Here is an 18,280-nt window from a genome sequence, read left to right on the forward strand (position 1 = left end):
CGCCGGGCGGTCGCTTTTGCGATATAGCCGGCCCCTCCTCGACCTGCGGGACCGCATGAGCGCACTCGCCCACAGACGCTTCCTGAAGATGCACGGCGCCGGCAACGCGATCGTGGTGCTGGACCTGCGCGGTTCCACCGCGACGGTGCGGCCCGAGGAGGCGCGGGCGATCGCGCAGGATCCCGGCTCGGCCTTCGATCAGCTGATGGTGCTACACGATCCGGTGAGCCCGGGCACGGACGCGTTCCTGCGGATCTACAACACCGACGGCTCGGAATCGGGCGCCTGCGGAAACGGCACGCGCTGCGTCGCCTACGCGATGCTCGACGATCCGGCCATGGCCCGGCCGGCCGAGGGCGGGCGGCTCACCCTGGAGACCGAAGCGGGCGTGCTCGGCGTGCGCCGCGTCTCGGAGCGGGCCTTCACGGTCGATATGGGCCGTCCGCGTCTCGCCTGGGACGAGATCCCCCTGTCGGAGCCCTTCCCGGACACGCGCCGGATCGAGTTGCAGATCGGCCCGATCGACGATCCGATCCTGCACTCGCCGGGCGCGGTGAACATGGGCAACCCGCACGCGGTGTTCTTCGTGGAGCAGGATCCGGATTCCTTCGACCTCGCGCGGATCGGTCCGATGCTGGAGAACCACCCGCTGTTCCCGGAGCGCGCCAACATCTCCGTGGCGCAGGTGACGGGCCGCGAGACGATCAAGCTCCGCGTCTGGGAGCGCGGCGCCGGGCTGACGCTCGCCTGCGGCACCGCTGCCTGCGCCACCGTGGTGGCCGCCTCGCGCCTCAAGATGATCGGCCGGCAGGCCCAGGTCGCGCTGCCCGGCGGCGAGCTGTTCATCGAGTGGCGCGCCGACGACCATGTCCTGATGACCGGCCCGGTCGCGCTCGTCGCCGAGGGGACCCTGGCGCCGGAGCTGTTCGACAGCGCGGCCTGATGGCGGTCGAGACCCTCACCTTCGGTTGCCGCCTCAACACCGTCGAGTCCGAGGCTCTGCGGGCCCATGCGGCTGCGGACGGCCGGGACCGGGTGGTGGTCAACACCTGCGCGGTCACCGCCGAGGCCGGGCGGCAGGCCCGCAAGGCGATCCGGCGCATCGCCCGCGAACGGCCCGGCGCCGAGATCGTCGTCACCGGCTGCGGCGCCGAGGTGGAGACGGAGGCCTACGCGGCCATGCCGGAGGTCGCGCGCCTCGTCGGCAACGCCGAGAAGCTGCGGCCGGAGGGCTGGTCGGCGGCCGCGACCGGACCGGGGGCCGTCATGGCGGCGCGGATGGCCGAGCCGACGCGGATCGAGGCCATGGCCGGGCACACCCGCGCCTTCGTGCCCGTGCAGAACGGCTGCGACCACCGCTGCACCTTCTGCGTGATCCCGTTCGGACGGGGCGTCTCCCGCTCGGTGCCGGTGCCCGATGTGGTCGCGCAGGTCGAGACCCTCGTGGCCCGGGGCGGGCGGGAAGTGGTGCTGACCGGCGTCGACCTCACCGCCTATGGACGGGATCTCGCCGGGCCGTCCCTCGGCGGTCTGGTGCGGTCGATCCTCCGGGCGGTGCCCGACCTCCCGCGCCTGCGCCTCTCCTCCATCGATTCCGTCGAGGCCGACGACGCCCTGCTCGCGGCGATCGCCGAGGAGGAGCGGCTGATGCCGCACCTGCACCTGTCGCTGCAGGCCGGCGACGACCTGATCCTCAAGCGCATGAAGCGCCGGCACCTGCGCGCCGACGCGATCCGCTTCTGTGAGACCGTGCGGCGGCTGCGGCCCGACATGGTGTTCGGCGCCGACCTGATCGCGGGGTTTCCGACCGAGACGGAGGCGCAGTTCGCCCGCTCCCTCGACCTCGTGGCGGAGTGCGGCCTGACGCACCTGCACGTCTTCCCGTATTCCCCGCGCCCCGGGACGCCCGCCGCGCGGATGCCGCCGGTGGCGGCGGACGCGATCCGCGCGCGGGCGGCGCGGCTGCGCGCAGCCGGTGCCGACGCCCTGCGGCGGCACCTCGACGCACAGGTCGGGCGGCGGCTGACCGTGCTGGCGGAGCGCGGCGGCACCGGGCGGAGCGCGGATTTCACCGCCGTGCGCCTGTCAGACGCGCTTGCCCCCGGCACGTTCCACAGCGTCGCGATCGCGTCTCACGACGGGGCGCGGCTGATCGCGGCCTGAGCCGCGAGCGGCGCCACGGCCTCGGCGATGTGCGGCGGCGGCGGGGCCGTCACGGTGATGGCGTCGCGCTTCGGATAGAGCGGGATCGACAGGGTCCGCGCGTGCAGGTGCAGCGCGCTGCCGCGGGGCGCCCCGCCGTAGATCGCGTCGCCCAGGATCGGCCAGCCGGAGGCGGCGCAATGGACCCGGAGCTGGTGGGTGCGGCCGGTCACCGGCTTCAGCTCCAGCCATGTCCGCCCCCCGGCGCGGCCGAGCACCCGCCAGTGCGTCAGCGACGGGTCGCCCGCCGGGTCGGCCTTCATCCACCAGGAGCGCGGATCGTCCGAGCGGCGGGCCAGCGGCAGGTCGATGCGGCCGGCCTCCTCGGCGGGGCCGCCCTCCACGATCGCCCAGTAGGTCTTGTCGACGCCGCTGCCGGAGAACAGCTTGCCGAGCCGCGCCAGCGCCTTGGCGTGGCGGCCGAGCGCGAGGCAGCCGGAGGTGTTGCGGTCGAGCCGGTGCGCGGCCTCCGGGCGGCGCGGCAGGCCGAACCGCAGGGCGTCGAGGTGATCGGTGAGCGTCTCGCCACCGCGGGGACCCGGATGGACCGGTAAACCCGCCGGCTTGTCGATGACGAGCAGCAGGGCATCGCGGTAGAGGAGGCGCGCGCCTATGTCGAAGGCGTTGGACATCCGGATCGGCTAGAGGGTCGGTGTCGGCGGGGCAAGGTGGGGCGAGGACGCGATTTCATGGCGAGCGAGGAGAAGCCCGGCTGGTTCGGACGCCTGTTCGGGCGCAAAGACCAGCCCGCGCCCGAGGACAAGCCGGAAGACAAGCCCGAGGCCGAGCTGCCCCCGGAGGCGGCCTCGCCCTCCGAGGGTGAGCCGGACTTCGCCACCGCCGCGGAGGACGTCGCGCATGTTCCGCTGCCGCCGGAGGAGACCGGGGAGCCGGTCCCGGACGTGGTCGAGGGCGCCGATCTGCTGCCCGTCGCGGGCGAGCCCGAGCGTCCGCCGGCCGGCACCGCCGGCGACGACCCCGCGCACGGGGCCGACCCGGTCGATACCGGTGACGTGAACCGGGAGCCGGTGGTCGCGCCGATGCCCGACATCCAGCCGGTCGACAGCGCCGCGGCCCTGGCCCACGACGCGGGTGCCGGGCCGGACCGCGAGCCGGAGGCCAAGGGCTGGTGGAGCCGGCTCACCTCGGGGATGAAGCGGACCTCGTCGGCGCTCTCCGAGCGCGTGACCGGCCTGTTCACCAAGCGCAAGCTCGACGCCACCACCCTGGAGGACCTGGAGGACGCGCTGATCCAGGCCGATTTCGGCCTCGAGACCGCGATGCGGGTCTCGGAGGCCGTCGGCAAGGGCCGCTACGAGAAGGGCATCTCGCCGGACGAGGTGCGGGCGATCCTCGCCGCGGAGGTCGAGCGGGCGCTGGAGCCCGTGGCGGTGCCGCTCGCCATCGACGCGAGCCGGAAGCCCTTCGTGATCCTCACCGTCGGCGTGAACGGCGCCGGCAAGACCACGACCCTCGGCAAGCTCGCCTCGAAGCTGCGGGCGGAGGGGCGCACCGTGATGCTGGCGGCGGGCGACACGTTCCGGGCGGCGGCGATCGACCAGCTCAAGGTCTGGGGCGCGCGCACCGGCACGCCGGTGGTGAGCGGCGCGCAGGGGGCAGATGCCGCGGGCCTCGCCTTCGACGCCCTCAAGCAGGCGGCCGCCGCCGGGACCGACGTGCTGCTGATCGACACCGCCGGCCGGCTCCAGAACAAGACCGGCCTGATGGCGGAGCTTGAGAAGATCGTACGCGTGCTGCGCAAGCAGGATCCGGAGGCGCCCCACGCCACGATCCTCGTCCTCGACGCCACGGTGGGCCAGAACGCCCTCAGCCAGGTGGAGCTGTTCTCGCAGGCCGCGCCGGTCTCGGGCCTGGTGATGACCAAGCTCGACGGCACCGCCCGGGGTGGCATCCTGGTGGCGCTGGCGGCGAAATTCGGCCTGCCGGTCCACTTCATCGGCGTCGGCGAGGGCGTCGAGGACCTGGAGCCCTTCGCGGCCCGCGATTTCGCCCGGGCCATCGCCGGGCTGGAGAAGGATTAGGACGCGGGCGCCCGCCGATCTTTGGTGCGCGATGTCATGGACATCGCGCGCTCGGCGTACCACACACCCCGCAAATCCCGTTCGACGCTCCCGGCCCACCGTGAGCGCCGCAGCCGAGCCGACCGAGCGTATGCAGATCGAATCCGTCCCCCCGCACCGCCACCTGCCGCCGCTCGTGAAGCTGGCGCTGGAACTCGGCCCGCTGGTGCTGTTCTTCCTCGGCAACGCGTATTCCGAGAAGTTCGGCGTCGCCCCGGACCAGAAGCTGTTCGTGGCCACGGGCGTGTTCATCGCGGCGACCGTGGTGGCGCTGGCGATCCACTACGTGATGGTGCGCCGCCTGCCGATCATGCCGCTCGTGTCCGGCGTGGTGGTGGTGGTGTTCGGCGGCCTGACCCTGGCGCTGCAGGACAAGACCTTCATCATGGTCAAGCCGACCATCGTGAACGCCCTGTTCGGGACGGTGCTGCTCGGCGGCCTCGTGTTCGGGCGCTCGCTGCTCTCGGTGGTGCTCGATTCGATGTTCAGCCTCACCGAGGAGGGCTGGCGCAAGCTCACCTTCCGTTGGGGCGTGTTCTTCTTCGTGCTGGCGGCGCTCAACGAGCTGGTGTGGCGGACGCAGACGGAGGATTTCTGGGTGAACTTCAAGGTGTTCGGCATCATGCCGATCACCGTGCTGTTCGCCCTGGCGCAGACGCCGCTGCTGACCCGCTACGAGCGCAAGACCCCGCAGCCCGAAATCTAGGGTCTACTGCGCTGCCGCGACCTTGCCGGCGGCGCGGATTCGCGTGAGCACGCTCGCGAAATTCTCAGGCGTGAGGATGCCGACGAGCTTGTCGCGGATGATGCCGTCCGGCCCGATGATGAAGGTTTCGGGCACGCCGTAGACGCCGAAATCGATCGCCGCCCGCCCTCCGGCATCGGCCCCCACCGCGCTGAACGGGACCCCGTGCCGGGCCAGGAAGCGCTGGCCAGCCTCGGGGGTCGGCTCCTTGTAGTCGATGCCCACGAGCCGGATGCCGGGCTCCTTCGCCAGGCGCATCAGCATCGGGTGCTCCACCTGGCAGGGCGCGCACCAGGAGGCGAAGACGTTGAGCACCGTGATCTGGCCCTTCAGATCCGCGCTCGACAGGCCGGGCACGGGCGCGCCCCCGGCGGTCAGCCCCGGCACGGCGGGCAGATCGAACTGCGGCACCGGCTTGCCGATCATCGCGGAGGGCAGGGCCGCCGGATCGGCGCCGGAGCGCAGGCGCAGGAACAGCACGGCGGCGAGCGCCGCGAAGGCGAGGGCCGGCACGATCAGCAGCAGCGAGCGGCGGACCGGCGGCGGCCGCCCGGTCGCCTCGTCGAGGGGCGCGGTCATCGCCGATCCTCGCCGAAGCCCTTCAGGGCACGCAGCTGCGTCCGGCGATCGCGCAGGGCGTTGCCGACCAGGGCGACCATCACGAAGGCGGTGAAGGCGTAGGCGAGCAGGATGAAGCCGCCGTGAGACCCGAGATCCATTGCGGCCCCCTAGACCGGTTGGCCGACCGGCATCGCGGCCGGTGTCGGAGTGATGTGCGGCTGGGCGCGGTCGAGGCGCTCGGCCTCGCGGATCGTCAACGTCCGCACCCGGCGACGCATGATCTCGGTGCGCATCGTGTAGAGATGCAGGGTGGTCCCCCCCAGGGTCGCGGCGCCGATCATGACCAGCAGCGGGTAGAGCATCGAGGGATCGATGGTCGAGCCGCCCATGCGCAGGATCGAGGCCGGCTGGTGGAGGGTCGACCACCAGTTCACCGAGAACTTGATGATCGGCAGGTTCACGGCCCCGACCAGGGTCAGGATCGCCACCGCGCGCGCGGCACGGTTCGGATCCTCCAGCGTGCGCCACAGGGCGATGATGCCGCAATAGATCAGCAGCAGAATGAGCATGGAGGTCAGGCGGGCATCCCAGACCCAGTAGGTGCCCCACATGGGCTTGCCCCACAGGGAGCCGGTCACGAGGCAGATCAGCGTGAAGGCCGCCCCGATCGGCGCCGCCGCCCGCTGGGCGACGTCGGCCAACGGGTGGCGCCAGACCAGGGTGCCGATCGCCGACACGCTCATGGCCCCGTAGAAGAACACGCCGAGCCACGCCGCCGGGACGTGGATGTACATGATCCGCACGGTCTCGCCCTGCTGGTAGTCGGGCGGCACCACGAAGAAGGTCTGGTACAGCCCCAGGGCCAGGACGGCGAGCGACAGGGCCGTGAGCCACGGCACCAGCGCGCCCGACCAGCGCATGAAATGGCTGGGGTTCGACAGGCGGGTCCAGAGGGAAGGCGTCATCGCGGCAGCTGTCTCGGACATCGTGGAAGCGGTCTAGCCTAGGGTGCGGTGCAGCAACAATGCGGGTCGGCGGCGCAGGCGGCGGGGTCGCCGGAATGTGGTCGCAGGCGGTGCCAACGCTGACGGGGCGTCGGAGCCGACGCGCTCCTGGACGATCGCGTCGACACCCAACCGTCTTCTTGGGACATCCGCGACGCGCCCCCTCTCCCGTGCGGGAGAGGGGACCCGCGCTACGCCCACACGCGTCTAAGCCTCCCAGCGTTCGCCGGTCTGGACAGTATCGCTATCTCGAGCTTCCTGACCGCGCCTGTTCGAGGCGTCCCGGGCCATGCCCCGGGTGCCACCGGCGCGCGGGGACGATGACGCATGTCCGCAACCGCAGGTTTTGGCGTCCGAGCCTTGCGCATCGCGGGCAGATTGCGCATATAGACGTGAACAAAAAGAGAACGAAAGAGCGTCCCTGAGAAAAGCTGTGGACGACCCGCCTCCCTCCTGACGGAACGAGCGCCTCATGCGAACCGCCGACAAGCAGATCGCCGACATCCTCGTCCGCTACGGCGAGCCCTTCGGGGGCAACGTCTGGCGCGTTCAGGGGACCGCCGTCATCTACCACAAGACCCTGGAGCGCATCGCCGCCCAGGCCGGCATCGTGTTCGAGCCGCCGACCGTCATCCGGGCCGAACGCGACGAGGCCGTGATCCTGGTGACCGGCCGCCTGCCCGGCGCGAAGCCCGGGACCGAGCGGGTCGAGTGGTCGATGGGCGAGGCGCTGGTCAACGTGAACTACCGCGTCTCCGGCAAGCAGGCGGCCTACGTCTACGCCATGGCCGAGAAGCGCGGGAAGGACCGCGTCATCCTCAAGCTCATCGAGCTGCACGGTCTCGTCTACTCGGAGGAGGAGGCCGACGAGTTCCGCGCCCATCAGATCCCGGTCCGCGCCGTCGACGAGGATTTCGAGGAGGCGCCCGCCTTCGACGAGGTCACCGAGGCCGAGGGCGACCTCAAGCGCCGCATCGACGAGGCCGCGACGATCAACGCGGTCACCGACCTGATGCTGGACGGTGCCACCCAGGCCGTCCTGGCGACGATGCCGCCCGGCACCCGCGACGAGGTGCGCGACTACGCCAAGGCCCGCCTCGTGGCGCTCGGCTGGCCGAAGCGCGCCGGACGCCGCAGCGCCGCCTGATCCCGCTTCCACCCCACCGAAGGAGACCGCCATGCATCGCGCGACGAGCCGCCGCACCATGAAGGCCCGCCGGGATTCCCACCACGGCTGGAGCATCGAGACGCTGTCCTACAGCCCGACGCGGATCGTGCGCCTCGGCGCCGAGAAGGTCGCCATCCTGTTCCCCCCGGTCGAGCCCGGCGCGGCCTGGCAGCTCTACCCGCATCCCGACACGTTCCCGGGCCTCAACTTCGAGGGCCTGCCCGAGCCGCTGCGTCCGGAATTCCTCGCCTTCCCGGATCTTCCAGAGGTCGAGCGGTTCCTCGGCATCCGTGATGCCGAACCCGCCGCGCTGGCGGCGTAAGCTGACGGCTCAGAGCGATGGCCAGGGCGCGCCGCGATGGAGCGCCTCGGCCTCGGCCGTGAAGGTGCCGTCGGAACCGTGCAGCACGAGGGGCGGGCGCAGGCTCGCGGCGGCGCGGCTGCCGCGGACCGCGGCGATCAGCACACGGATCGCGGGCGCGTCGCCGCGGGGATGGACCGGGCGGATCGCCAGCCCGCCGTAGCGGCCCTTCAGGGCGTCGAGGCAGGCGGGAAGGGCGTCCGCCCGGTGGATCAGGCCGAGGCGGCCGCCGGGCCGCAGGATCGCCGTGCAGGTCCGGATCCAGGTCTCGAGATCCCCGCCCGCGAAGGTGTGGGCGGCGGCGCGGCCCGGATGCGGCGAGGCGCGGTGGCTGCCGGGTGCGAAGAACGGCGGGTTGGTGAGCACGACGTCGAAACTGTCCGGCGCCAGGCCGGCGGCGCGGCGTTCCGCCGCGGGTGCCAGGACGTCGGCTACCAGAACCTGCGCGTCGATGCCGTTGAGGGCCGCGTTGGCGCGGGCCTGCCCGGCGAGCACCGGGTCGCGCTCGACCAGCGTCGGCCGGAGGCCCGGCGCCAGGGCCGCGCAGGCGAGACCGACGGCACCGGTCCCGGCGCCGACATCGCAGACCCGCTCCCCGGCCTGCGGCGCGAGCAGCCGGGCGAGCAGCACCGCGTCGGTCCCGGCGCGATGCGCCCCCCGCGGCGGCTGGTGCAGGCGCAGGAGGCCGCCGAGGAAAGAATCGGCGCCGGTGTCGGCCTCTTCTGTCACGGCTGGCGCAGCTCGTGGGCGATGCCGGCATCCGTGAGCAGGCGGCGGGCCTGGGCCTCGTGGTCGCGCGGGACGAGAAGGCGCTGGCCGAAGACCCCGATCGATCCCTCCATCAGGCTCATGTGGCTGTCGGCGACGAGGACCGGGATCTCGGCCGCCTCGAGGACCGATCGGGCGAACCCGATCAGCACGACATCGTTGGCCCGGATCAGCTCGATCATCGCGTGTTCGCTCCGAAGCGGGCTCGGATCGGCGGTTTCGTCGCGTGAGCCCCGCGCTGGCGGCACCCCATATCCGGACGGCGACGATGTTGCGGCGCCGCGGGGCGCGTGCGAAGGGATCGCCCGCCCCCTGAGGGGCGACCGGTCTGGAGGTCACGGATCTTGGGTATGGCCCTCTCCATCGAGAATCCGAAGCCCGAGGCGGAGGCGGGGCTCAACGACCTTGTCGCGCTGGTGGCCGACGGCATGGCGCGGGTCAACACCACGATCCTGTCGCGGACGGGATCGGACGTGGCGATGATCCCCGAGGTCGCCAACCACCTGATCGCCTCCGGCGGCAAGCGCCTGCGCCCGATCCTGACGCTCGCCTGCGCCCAGCTCTGCGGCTACGCGGGCGCGACCGACGGCGACGTGAAGCTCGCCGCCAGCGTCGAGTTCATGCACACCGCGACGCTCCTCCACGACGACGTGGTCGACGAGAGCGACATGCGCCGCGGCCGCGTCGCCGCCCGGATCAAGTGGGGCAACGAGGCCTCCGTGCTGGTCGGCGACTTCCTGCTCGGCCAGGCCTTCCGGATGATGGTGGAGGTCGGCTCCCTGCGGGCGCTCGACATCCTCTCGGCCGCCGCCACGGTGATCGCCGAGGGCGAGGTGATGCAGCTCACCAACGCCAAGAACCTGGAGACCGACGAGGCCGCCTACCTTGCGGTGATCCGCGGCAAGACCGCCGAGCTGTTCGCCGCCGCCTGCGAGGTCGGCCCGGTGCTCGCCGGACGGCCCGAGGCCGAGCAGGCGGCCGCCCGGTCCTACGGGATGAATCTCGGCATCGCCTTCCAGCTGATCGACGACGTGCTCGATTACGGCGGCACCTCGGCGGAGCTCGGCAAGAACGTCGGCGACGATTTCCGCGAGGGCAAGATCACCCTGCCGATCGTGCTCGCCTACCGCCGCGCCAGCGAGGGCGAGCGCGGCTTCTGGCGCCGCACCCTGCAGCAGGGCGAGATCGGCGCCGACGATCTGGAAACGGCCCTCGACCTCCTGCAGCGCCACGGCGCCCTGGAGGAGACCGTCGCCCGCGCCCACCATTACGGCGCAGAGGCCCGGGCCGCCCTCGACATCTTCCCCGACGGGCCCGTCAAGGCGGCGCTCCTCGGGGCCGTCGAGTTCTGCGTGGCGCGGGCGCGCTGAGGCGGGGCCTCACGGCTCCCGCATCGACAGCCAGACCGCCCCACCATCGGATCGGCAGCGCGTCGCCCCGGGCTGATCGGACCGCGGCCCGCCGCGAAGGTATCCCTCGCGCTCCGTCCCCGCAGGCGGGTCGGTGATGCCGGTCCCTACGATTGAACGACCCATCGGCCGCCGGTCGCGTCAGCGCGTCGCGGGTCCGAGGGCGTCGGTGAGGGCGGGGGCGAGGTTGCGCAGCTCGTCCAGATGCGCGGCCGTCAAGCTTTGCAGGAGGACCTCGGCACGGGGCGTGAGCGACAACGCGCTCCGCCGCCGGTCCTCCACGGCGCGTGTCTTGGTCAGCAGACCGGCCTCCACCATGCGGGACACCAGTTCGGCCGCGCTGTGCGGGGCGATCAGCAGCTGCTCGGCCAGAAGGCCGACCGTGGCGGGCGCGCGTCCGACATGGCCTGCCAGGGTCAGCAGGGCCTGATGCTGCTGCGGCGGCAGCCCCGCCCGGGCCGCCGCGGCCTCGCTGAACGCCAGGAAGCGGCGGAGCCGGAACCGGAAATCCGCGAGCGCCGCATATTGCTCCCGCGACAGCGCCTCCGTCCCGGACGCGTCGGTGTCCATGATCGCCTCCGTGATGGGGCCTGTGATCCGCCGACGATGCCCCGGATCGACAGGCTTGTGCAGCCTCGCCACGACCGTGCCGTTGTGGATTATATCGGATCACGACATAAATGCGGTCGTGAGGAAAGGAGGCCTGGATGATCGGCGGGACGGAAGGGGAGCGCGGGGGTGCGAGGCCGTTGCGCCGTGCGCTGCGGGATTTCAGTGCTGATCGGCGGGTCCTGACGCTGGCCGGCATGGCTGTCGTCACCGGCACGGCCGCGGGCGTCACCGCCTGGATCCTGCTCACGCTCATCGGCCTTGTGACCAATCTCGCGTGGTATGGCCGCTTCGATACCGCTCTGACCTCCCTGGCCGGCGCGACGCCGGGGCCCTGGATGGTGGCGATCCCGGTGATCGGGGCGCTGATCGTCGGCGCCATGGCGCGCTACGGCTCGGAGAAGATCCGCGGCCACGGGATCCCGGAGGCGATGGAGGCGATCCTGATCGGCGGGAGCCGGATGTCGCCCAAGGTGGCCGTGCTCAAGCCGCTCTCCTCGGCGGTGGCGATCGGCACCGGCGGCCCGTTCGGCGCCGAGGGGCCGATCATCGTGACCGGCGGCGCGGTCGGCTCGCTCTTCGCGCAGTTCTTCCACCTCAGCGCCGCCGAGCGGAAGACCCTGCTGGTGGCGGGCGCGGCTGCGGGCATGACCGCCATCTTCGGGACGCCCGTGGCGGCCGTGCTGCTCGCCGTCGAAGTCCTGCTGTTCGAGTGGCGGCCGCGGAGCCTCGTCCCGGTGACCGTCGGGGCGGTCACGGCGGCCTGCTGGCGGCCGGCCCTGTTCGGCGCCGGCCCGCTGTTTCCCTTCGCCGACAATCCGGCCCTGCCCTGGTGGGGGCTTCCCGCCTGCGCGCTGCTCGGCGTCGCCTGCGGCCTGATCTCCGGCGCGCTGACCCGGGCGCTCTACGCGCTGGAGGACGGGTTCGGGCGGCTTCCCATCCACTGGATGTGGTGGCCCGCCCTCGGCGCCGTCGTGGTCGGCCTGGGCGGCCTCGCGGAGCCCCGGGCGCTCGGCGTCGGCTACGACGTGATCCACGACCTGCTCTCCGGCCACATGCTGGCGAGCGCCGTGGTGCTGATCCTGGGGGTGAAGGCGGTGATCTGGCTCGCCGCCCTGTCGTCGGGCACGTCCGGAGGCGTGCTCGCGCCGCTGCTGATCCTTGGCGGCGCCGTCGGCTGGCTGATCGGCCTGCTCCTGCCCGGCGCCCACGGCTTCTGGGCGCTGCTCGGCATGGCGGCGATGCTCGGCGGCACGCTGCCGGCGCCCCTCACCGGCGTCGTCTTCGCTGTCGAGGTGACCGGCGACGTCGCCGCCCTGGCGCCCCTGCTCGCCGCCACCATGGCGGCCTACGCGGTGACCGTGCTCCTCCTCAAGCGCTCGATCCTGACCGAGAAGATCGCCCGGCGCGGGCAGCACGTCACCCGGGAATACGGGATCGATCCCTACGATCTGGCCCGGGTCGAGGCGGTGATGACCCGCACCGTCGAGACCCTGGACGCGGACCTGCCCCTGGCCGAGGCTCTCGCCGCCATCGAGACCGGCCTCCACCACGCCTACCCGGTGGTCGACGGCGCGGGTCGGCCGGTGGGCCTCGTCTCGCGCAAAGACGCCCTGCGCTGGACCCTCGAAGTGCGCGAGGGTGAGACGGAGGCGGGCACCCTCGGCGAGCGCGTCTCCGACGCCGATCTGGCCGTCGTCCATCCGGGCGACGTGGTCTCGCACGCCCTCGACGTGATGCTGTCGGCCGGGCAGGGCCGCCTGCCGGTCACCGATCCGCAGACCGGCAGCCTCGTCGGGCTCCTGACCCGCAAGGATCTGCTTCAGGTGCGCGCCACCGTGGTGCGGGCCGAAGCCGAGCGCCGCGCGTTCTACCGGAAGGGGCGGGGTGAGCGGCGCGCACGGATGGAGGCATGACCATGGAGCCGCGCCTTCCCGGCCGGACCACCCGCCTCGACCAGCTCGGGCCGGGCAGCTGCTACCTGATCGCCGGCCCGGACGGGCCTGATCTCGCCCTCGTCGTCCTGCGTGACGGACGGCGGGAGGCCCTGCTGCTGAACCGGCGTCACGAGGCCGACGGCCACCTGCGGATCGTCTCTGAGATCGCCCCCGACGCCGACGTGTTGGCGCTGCAGGGCGCTTTCCTGGCGCCCAGCGGTGCCCTCGCGGACATCGCCGTCGGCCACGCCGCCCTCGCTCCGGCTGCGCTCCATCTCGGTGACGGCCGCGCGTATCTGTGCGGCTGCGACAGGGACGGCCGGCTGGCCGCCTTCGATGTCGGGAGCGGCCGCGTCAGCGCGATGGATCCCGGCGACCTGCCGCGGGCAAGCCGCTGGCGCGTGATGGTGCCGGAGGGGAACGGGGTCGTGACGGTCTACGCGGCGGAGCCGGCCTGAACGCCTGCCGCGGGTTGGCTCAGCGCAGGAAGGTCGGTGCGACCCACCATGCAGGGTGGGCGGTGCGCAGGGCTGCGGCGGCCCGCACGGCCGCGCGACGGTCGGCGAACAGCGCGAACACGGTCGCACCCGAGCCCGACATCCGCGCGAGGCGGCAGCCCTGGCCGCGGAGGGCCTTGAGCGCGTCGCCGATCACCGGCGCCACGGTCAGAGCCGGCGCCTCCAGATCGTTGCGGGCCCCGGCCAGGGCTTCCAGCAGCGCGCCGGTCGCCATGTCTTGCGGGATCGTCGGATGCGGCGCGCCCGGGAGATCCTGGCCGGCGGCGAGGCCCAGCGCCTTGAAGACCGGTGCGGTGGGCACCGGAACGCCGGGATTGATCAGCACCGCGGGCAGCGGCGCGAGCCCGAGGGCCGGGCCGATCTCCTCGCCGGCCCCGCGCATCATCCGGGCCCGCGGGACGAGGCAGACCGGCACGTCGGCGCCGGTCTCGCGCGCCACCGCGCCGACGGCCTCGTGGTCGAGGGACAGCCCGTTGAGGCGCGCCAGCAGCCGCAGGGCCGCGGCGGCGTCGGAGGAGCCGCCGCCGATCCCCGCCGCGACCGGCAGGCGCTTCACCAGATGGAAAGCGCCCACGCGCAGCCCCGGCACCCGCGCGGCGAGCCCCCGGGCGGCCCGGAGGACGAGGTTGTCGTCCGTGGGACCGGCCGGGCCGGCGGTGGGCCCGCTGACGGTCAGGCCCAGCGGGGCAGCGGGATCCAGCGTCAGGCGGTCGGCAGTCCCCGCGAAGGCGACGAGGCTCTCAAGCACGTGGTAGCCGTCGCCGACGCGGCGGCCGAGGACGTGGAGCGTCAGGTTGACCTTGGCGGGGGCGCGATCGGCGAGAAGGGGCACGGGGTCTCGGTCGGGTCGTGGCGGTTTGTCCCGAGGCTCTACAGCCTCGCGGACCAGAACAACAGCTCAGCGGGTGTCTCCGCCGAACGCCCCGTGCGGCCGATAGGGCAGGGCGTCGCCCACGCGGATCGCGGTCAGATCCTCGGCGAGTTCGACCAGCCCGTCGCTTCCCGCAAGGCCCGACAGAGCTCCGCCGGGCGCCGGCACGGCCTCAGGCAGACCGTCCGGGCCGGCGCGCAGGCAGACGCGCAGATATTCGCGCCGCCCGGGACGCTTCTCGCGGGCGAAGCCGCTGCGGACCGCCATCTCGGGCGCCGTGTCGTGTGCCCCGGAGAGATGCAGGACCAGGGGACGCAGCACCGCAAGGGCGGTCACGTAGGCAGCGGCCGGATTGCCCGGCAGGCCGATGAAGGGCGTGCCGGCCACGGTTCCGAGTGCCACCGGGCGACCGGGCTTGATCGCCAGCCGCCAGAAGGTCAGCGCGCCCGAAGCCTCGACCGCGGCGCGGACGTGATCCTCCTCGCCGACGGAGACGCCCCCCGATGTCAGGATCAGGTCGTGGGACGCGGCGGCGCCCGCGATGCGCGCCCGCAGAGGCCCCGGCTCGTCGCGCAGGATGCCGAGATCGACCGGGTTGGTGCCGAGCCGTTTCAGGAGCGCGGCGAGCATCGGCCGGTTGGCGTCGAAAATGCCGGCCGGCGACAGCGGCTGGCCGGGCGGCGTCAGCTCGTCACCGGTGGAGAACAACGCGACCGTCAGGGGCTTCCGCAGGGGCAGCGCGGGCATGCCGCAGGCGGCGGCGAGCGCGATGTGCTGCGGCCCGAGGCGGGTCCCGGCGCGGATCACGATGCTGCCGCGGGCGACGTCCTCGCCGGCCCGCCGCCGGTTGGAGCCCGGCAGCAGGCCCTCGGGCAGGACAACGGTACCGCCCTCGATCCGCACGTCCTCCTGCATGGCGACGGTGTCGGTCCCCGGAGGCATCGGCGCCCCGGTGAAGATCCGAACCACCGCGCCCGGATCCGGATCGGCGGCCGGATGGCCGGCCGGCACGCGTCCGCCGATGGGCAGGCGCGTTTCGCCCTCGACCGCGAGATCGCCGGCCCGCAGGGCGTAGCCGTCCACCGCGGCGTTGTCGAAGGGGGGCAGATCGAGCGGCGCGATCAGGTCCTCCGCGAGGACCCGGCCATCCGCACCCGCGAGCGGAACCGTCTCGATTCCGGACAGGACCGGAAGCCGCGCCCGGATCAGCGCCACCGCGTCGGCGACCCGCATCGGCGCGGGTGCGGCGTCGAAGCAGTCGGGGCTCAGGCGGCCCATGGCGCTGCGGGCTCAGACGGGGGCGGGCGGGTCGGCACAGGCGGCCTCGCGGGCTGGGACGAGTCGCCTTGCGGCATCGGCGCCGCGCGATCAAGCCCGGGCCTTGGTCCCGACAGGTCAGATCCTCTAGGCTCCCGCGCATCATGGCGTTTCCCGAATCCGTCTCTGTCGCGCTTCCCTGCCAGCGCCACCTGTTCGAGATGCCTGCCGCCATCTGCTACCTCGACGCGGCGGCGTGGTCGCCGCTTCCGCGGGCCGTGCGCGAGGCGGGCGAAGCGGGAATTCTGGTCAAGAGCCGACCCTGGGACCATCCCCGCGCGGTGGTCCCGGCTTGGGCCGAGCGGGCGCGCGCAGCGGCCGCCCGGCTGATCGGGGCCGGCGCGGACGATATCGCGATCGTCGGCGCGGTCAGCCACGCCATGGCGGTGGCCGCGCACAACCTGACTTTGAGACCGGGCGGGCGCCTGCTGCGCGTGGCCGACGAGTTTCCGTCCCTGCGTTTCGCCTTCGACCGCCTGGCCGAGCGACAGGGCCTGGTGGTTGAGGAGGTCCCGCGCCCTTCGGACGGGGACTGGACCGAAGCCGTCGCGGCCGCGATCACGCGGCCGGGTGCCGCGCCGCTCGCCCTCGCCACCCTGACCCCGCTGCACTGGACCGACGGCAGCCTGATCGACCTCGACCGTCTCGCGCCCCTGGTCCATGCGGCGGGCGCGGCCCTGGTGATCGACGCGACGCAGGCCGTGGGCGCCGTTCCGGTGAGCGTCGCCCGGTGGCGCCCCGATTTCCTGGCCTTCCCCACCTACAAATGGACCCTCGGTCCCTATGGCCTCGCCTTCCTGTACGCGGCGCCGCACCGGCAGGACGGGGCGGCCATCGAGGAGAATGTCGGGAACCGGCCGCCGGCCGTCGGCGCACGCCGCTACGACCGGGGCGAACTCTACGATCCGGTGGCGTTGTCCATGGCCGTAGCCGGGTTGGAGCTGATCGCCGAATGGCGCGTGCCGGCCATCGCCGCCCGCCTGCGCGGGCTGACAGACCACTTGGCGGACGGGGTCGCCGCGTTCGGCCTGACGCCGATGCCGGCGGCCTTGCGGGCACCACACATCCTGGGATTGCGGCCGCCTGCGGGGATGCCGACCGATCTCGTCGGGCGCCTGCACCAGGACAAGGTCTTCGTCAGCGAGCGCTCCGGCGCCCTGCGCATCAGCCCGCATGTCTGGGCGAACGACGACGATCTCACGCGCTGCATTGCCGCACTGCGCGCCGCGTGCCAGGGCGTCATCTGAGACCGATCGGGCGCGGATCCTTCGACGCAGGCATAGAGCCGGAGGAATGCGGATGCTGCGCCACCGGCCGGCTCTCGATGACGGTGCCGGAACACCGTCGGCTTGCCCACACGGAGACTGTCCACACCCACATGCCCGATTCGATGCCGCGTCCCGGTGATTGGCTCCGGATCCCGGGTCCCGGCCGTCGCCGCCTGCCCGGACCGATGCGCGCCGTCCTCTCCGGGCGGTTCGCCGTGATCCTGTCAGGCGAACTGATCCAGAGCCTGTTCCACTTCCTCCTGAACATCCTGCTGGTGCGCGAACTCGGCGCGCACGATTACGGCTTGTTCGCCATCGTCTTCGCGGTCGGTGCGGTCGGCATCACCTATATCCGGGCCCTGGTCGCGGTCCCGGCGACGATCCACGTCGCCCGGAGCCTGGGGCGGCCGGCGGCGCTCGGCTACGACGTGATGTTCGGCTCGGGGGCGGTGCTCGTCTCGGGCGTCATGGCGACCGGCGTCGGCTTGGTGCTGATCCCGGTGATCGGCCTCGGCGCGCTCGCGGCGGGAGCCTTCGTGGGCCTCTACGCCTTCCGCAGCTATCTGCGGATCGTGCTTCTCGCCCGCGGCCGTCCCCGGATCGCCGGCCTGAGCGATCTGGTCTACGCGGTCTGCGGCGGTCTCCTGGTCGCCCGCTGGCTGAACGGCGAGGGCACGGCGCTCCTGGATCGGGCCTTCGCGGCGATCGCACTCGCCCACGCGATCGCGATCGCCGTGGCGTACGGGGCACTCCGCGAGCGGATCCGCTTCTCCCTCCACGCGCGGGCACGGGCGCGCTACCGGGCGATCTGGCGGACCCTCGCTTGGTCTCTGGCCGGCGTCACCAGCCTGACCGTGCAGGGGCAGGGGCTGACCCTGCTGCTGGCGCTCCTGGCCGGGCCTGCCGCCTACGCGCCGATCGCCGCCACGATCGTGCTCTATGCGCCGCTGCGCATCCCGGCGAGCGCGCTGCTGAACATGATCCTGCCGGAGATCAGCCGGCTGCTCGCGGCCGGGCAGGTCGACGCCGCACGCCGGCTCGTCATCCGCAACGGGATCCTGCTCGGCAGCGCCTGTCTCGCCTATGGAGCGCTGATGGCGGCCGCCCTGCCGCTGATCGAGGACATCCTGTTCAAGGGGCGGTTCGCCGACCAGCCGATGGGCTGGATCGGGCTCGGCGTCTGGGCGGTGGTGACCGTGTCGCTGCTCTACGCGATCCCGCGGGCCTATCTGGAGGCCTCCGCGGCGTTCCGGACCATCACGGCGGGTGCGGTCGCGAGCGCCGCCCTCGGCATGGCCGTGATGGTGCCGGTGCTGCTGCTGCTGATGCCTCCCGCCACGGCGCTCGTCGGCCTGCTGTCCTCCGAGGTGGCCACGCTGGTCTGGTCGGTCTCGGCCTTTCGGACGCTGGCCCGGCATCCGAGGCCGGCGCGGCCCGTCGGCGTCCTGTGAAGGGCGCGGC

20 protein-coding genes are annotated in these 18,280 nt (G+C 72.8%); 11 read left to right on the top strand and 9 right to left on the bottom strand.

The features are described from left to right. Positions 1-55: 55 nt before the first annotated feature. Both dapF and mtaB read left to right on the top strand, forming a co-directional pair. Positions 56-943 carry a diaminopimelate epimerase gene (dapF, locus tag P9K36_RS28960; protein WP_043347151.1) on the top strand — a complete coding sequence of 296 codons (888 nt, stop codon included), beginning with the start codon at positions 56-58 and terminating at the stop codon, positions 941-943. Continuing rightward, positions 943-2,163 (top strand): tRNA (N(6)-L-threonylcarbamoyladenosine(37)-C(2))-methylthiotransferase MtaB, encoded by a 1,221-nt coding sequence (gene mtaB, locus P9K36_RS28965; protein ID WP_278306289.1) that lies wholly within the window; start codon positions 943-945, stop codon positions 2,161-2,163. Before dapF ends, mtaB begins: the two co-directional genes overlap by 1 nt. On the opposite strand, the gene P9K36_RS28970 is transcribed toward mtaB, so the two are convergent. Then, positions 2,133-2,834 (bottom strand): RNA pseudouridine synthase, encoded by a 702-nt coding sequence (locus tag P9K36_RS28970; protein WP_278306290.1) that lies wholly within the window; start codon positions 2,832-2,834, stop codon positions 2,133-2,135. The two genes, mtaB and P9K36_RS28970, sit on opposite strands and share 31 nt — an antisense overlap. Before the next feature lie 57 nt (positions 2,835-2,891). Between P9K36_RS28970 and ftsY the strand changes: the two genes are divergently transcribed. Both ftsY and P9K36_RS28980 read left to right on the top strand, forming a co-directional pair. Further along, positions 2,892-4,244, top strand: coding sequence for a signal recognition particle-docking protein FtsY (gene ftsY, locus P9K36_RS28975; RefSeq protein ID WP_278306291.1), 1,353 nt, complete (start codon positions 2,892-2,894; stop codon positions 4,242-4,244). A 130-nt stretch (positions 4,245-4,374) separates the two neighbouring features. Then, entirely contained in the window at positions 4,375-4,989 is a 615-nt protein-coding gene (locus P9K36_RS28980; protein ID WP_043382604.1) for a septation protein A, read from the top strand. Positions 4,990-4,992: 3 nt separating this feature from the next. Here P9K36_RS28980 and P9K36_RS28985 read toward each other — a convergent pair whose 3' ends face one another. The 3 genes from P9K36_RS28985 to P9K36_RS28995 are packed head-to-tail and all read right to left on the bottom strand — an operon-like array spanning position 4,993 to position 6,554. Next, positions 4,993-5,607: a DsbE family thiol:disulfide interchange protein gene (locus P9K36_RS28985; RefSeq protein ID WP_043347162.1), complete on the bottom strand. Its 615-nt coding sequence runs from the start codon at positions 5,605-5,607 to the stop codon at positions 4,993-4,995. Beyond that, positions 5,604-5,747: a heme exporter protein CcmD gene (gene ccmD, locus P9K36_RS28990; protein ID WP_043347163.1), complete on the bottom strand. Its 144-nt coding sequence runs from the start codon at positions 5,745-5,747 to the stop codon at positions 5,604-5,606. Before ccmD ends, P9K36_RS28985 begins: the two co-directional genes overlap by 4 nt. Positions 5,748-5,756: 9 nt before the next feature. Beyond that, the gene (locus tag P9K36_RS28995) at positions 5,757-6,554 is read right to left on the bottom strand and encodes a heme ABC transporter permease (RefSeq protein ID WP_043382608.1); all 798 of its coding nucleotides are present in this window, start codon (positions 6,552-6,554) and stop codon (positions 5,757-5,759) included. A gap of 511 nt (positions 6,555-7,065) precedes the next feature. Between P9K36_RS28995 and P9K36_RS29000 the strand changes: the two genes are divergently transcribed. Beyond that, positions 7,066-7,740, top strand: a complete 675-nt coding sequence (locus tag P9K36_RS29000; RefSeq protein WP_043382610.1) for a hypothetical protein — start codon at positions 7,066-7,068, stop codon at positions 7,738-7,740. 31 nt (positions 7,741-7,771) lie between these two features. Then, entirely contained in the window at positions 7,772-8,083 is a 312-nt protein-coding gene (locus tag P9K36_RS29005; RefSeq protein WP_020090705.1) for a hypothetical protein, read from the top strand. 9 nt (positions 8,084-8,092) lie between these two features. On the opposite strand, the gene P9K36_RS29010 is transcribed toward P9K36_RS29005, so the two are convergent. Continuing rightward, a complete protein-coding gene (locus tag P9K36_RS29010; RefSeq protein WP_111473221.1) occupies positions 8,093-8,851 on the bottom strand; it encodes a methyltransferase in 759 nt (252 codons plus the stop codon). Next, entirely contained in the window at positions 8,848-9,072 is a 225-nt protein-coding gene (locus P9K36_RS29015) for a DUF2007 domain-containing protein (RefSeq protein WP_026604550.1), read from the bottom strand. The genes P9K36_RS29010 and P9K36_RS29015 overlap by 4 nt, the downstream gene beginning before the upstream one ends. Before the next feature lie 168 nt (positions 9,073-9,240). Here P9K36_RS29015 and P9K36_RS29020 point away from each other — a divergent pair, with 168 nt between their 5' ends. Further along, entirely contained in the window at positions 9,241-10,260 is a 1,020-nt protein-coding gene (locus tag P9K36_RS29020; protein ID WP_043347174.1) for a polyprenyl synthetase family protein, read from the top strand. 180 nt (positions 10,261-10,440) lie between these two features. Here the strand turns inward: P9K36_RS29020 and P9K36_RS29025 are convergent, their stop codons facing one another. Continuing rightward, the gene (locus P9K36_RS29025; protein ID WP_043382616.1) at positions 10,441-10,869 is read right to left on the bottom strand and encodes a helix-turn-helix domain-containing protein; all 429 of its coding nucleotides are present in this window, start codon (positions 10,867-10,869) and stop codon (positions 10,441-10,443) included. Between the two features lie 137 nt (positions 10,870-11,006). Between P9K36_RS29025 and P9K36_RS29030 the strand changes: the two genes are divergently transcribed. Continuing rightward, positions 11,007-12,824, top strand: a complete 1,818-nt coding sequence (locus tag P9K36_RS29030) for a chloride channel protein (RefSeq protein ID WP_278306292.1) — start codon at positions 11,007-11,009, stop codon at positions 12,822-12,824. Then, positions 12,821-13,303 carry a hypothetical protein gene (locus P9K36_RS29035; protein ID WP_043760292.1) on the top strand — a complete coding sequence of 161 codons (483 nt, stop codon included), beginning with the start codon at positions 12,821-12,823 and terminating at the stop codon, positions 13,301-13,303. The genes P9K36_RS29030 and P9K36_RS29035 overlap by 4 nt, the downstream gene beginning before the upstream one ends. A 19-nt stretch (positions 13,304-13,322) precedes the next feature. Here the strand turns inward: P9K36_RS29035 and P9K36_RS29040 are convergent, their stop codons facing one another. Then, positions 13,323-14,195 (bottom strand): 4-(cytidine 5'-diphospho)-2-C-methyl-D-erythritol kinase, encoded by an 873-nt coding sequence (locus P9K36_RS29040; protein ID WP_043382624.1) that lies wholly within the window; start codon positions 14,193-14,195, stop codon positions 13,323-13,325. Positions 14,196-14,261: 66 nt separating this feature from the next. Then, a complete protein-coding gene (glp, locus tag P9K36_RS29045; protein ID WP_278306293.1) occupies positions 14,262-15,512 on the bottom strand; it encodes a gephyrin-like molybdotransferase Glp in 1,251 nt (416 codons plus the stop codon). A 143-nt stretch (positions 15,513-15,655) separates the two neighbouring features. On the opposite strand from glp, the gene P9K36_RS29050 reads away from it, so the two are divergent. After that, complete coding sequence (locus P9K36_RS29050) at positions 15,656-16,798, top strand: aminotransferase class V-fold PLP-dependent enzyme (RefSeq protein WP_043760296.1); 1,143 nt, start codon at positions 15,656-15,658, stop codon at positions 16,796-16,798. A gap of 206 nt (positions 16,799-17,004) precedes the next feature. Beyond that, entirely contained in the window at positions 17,005-18,270 is a 1,266-nt protein-coding gene (locus P9K36_RS29055) for a membrane protein (RefSeq protein ID WP_043761720.1), read from the top strand. The last annotated feature ends 10 nt before the right edge of the window (positions 18,271-18,280 follow it).

This window comes from Methylobacterium sp. 391_Methyba4 (assembly GCF_029691625.1).
Classification (GTDB): domain Bacteria; phylum Pseudomonadota; class Alphaproteobacteria; order Rhizobiales; family Beijerinckiaceae; genus Methylobacterium; species Methylobacterium fujisawaense.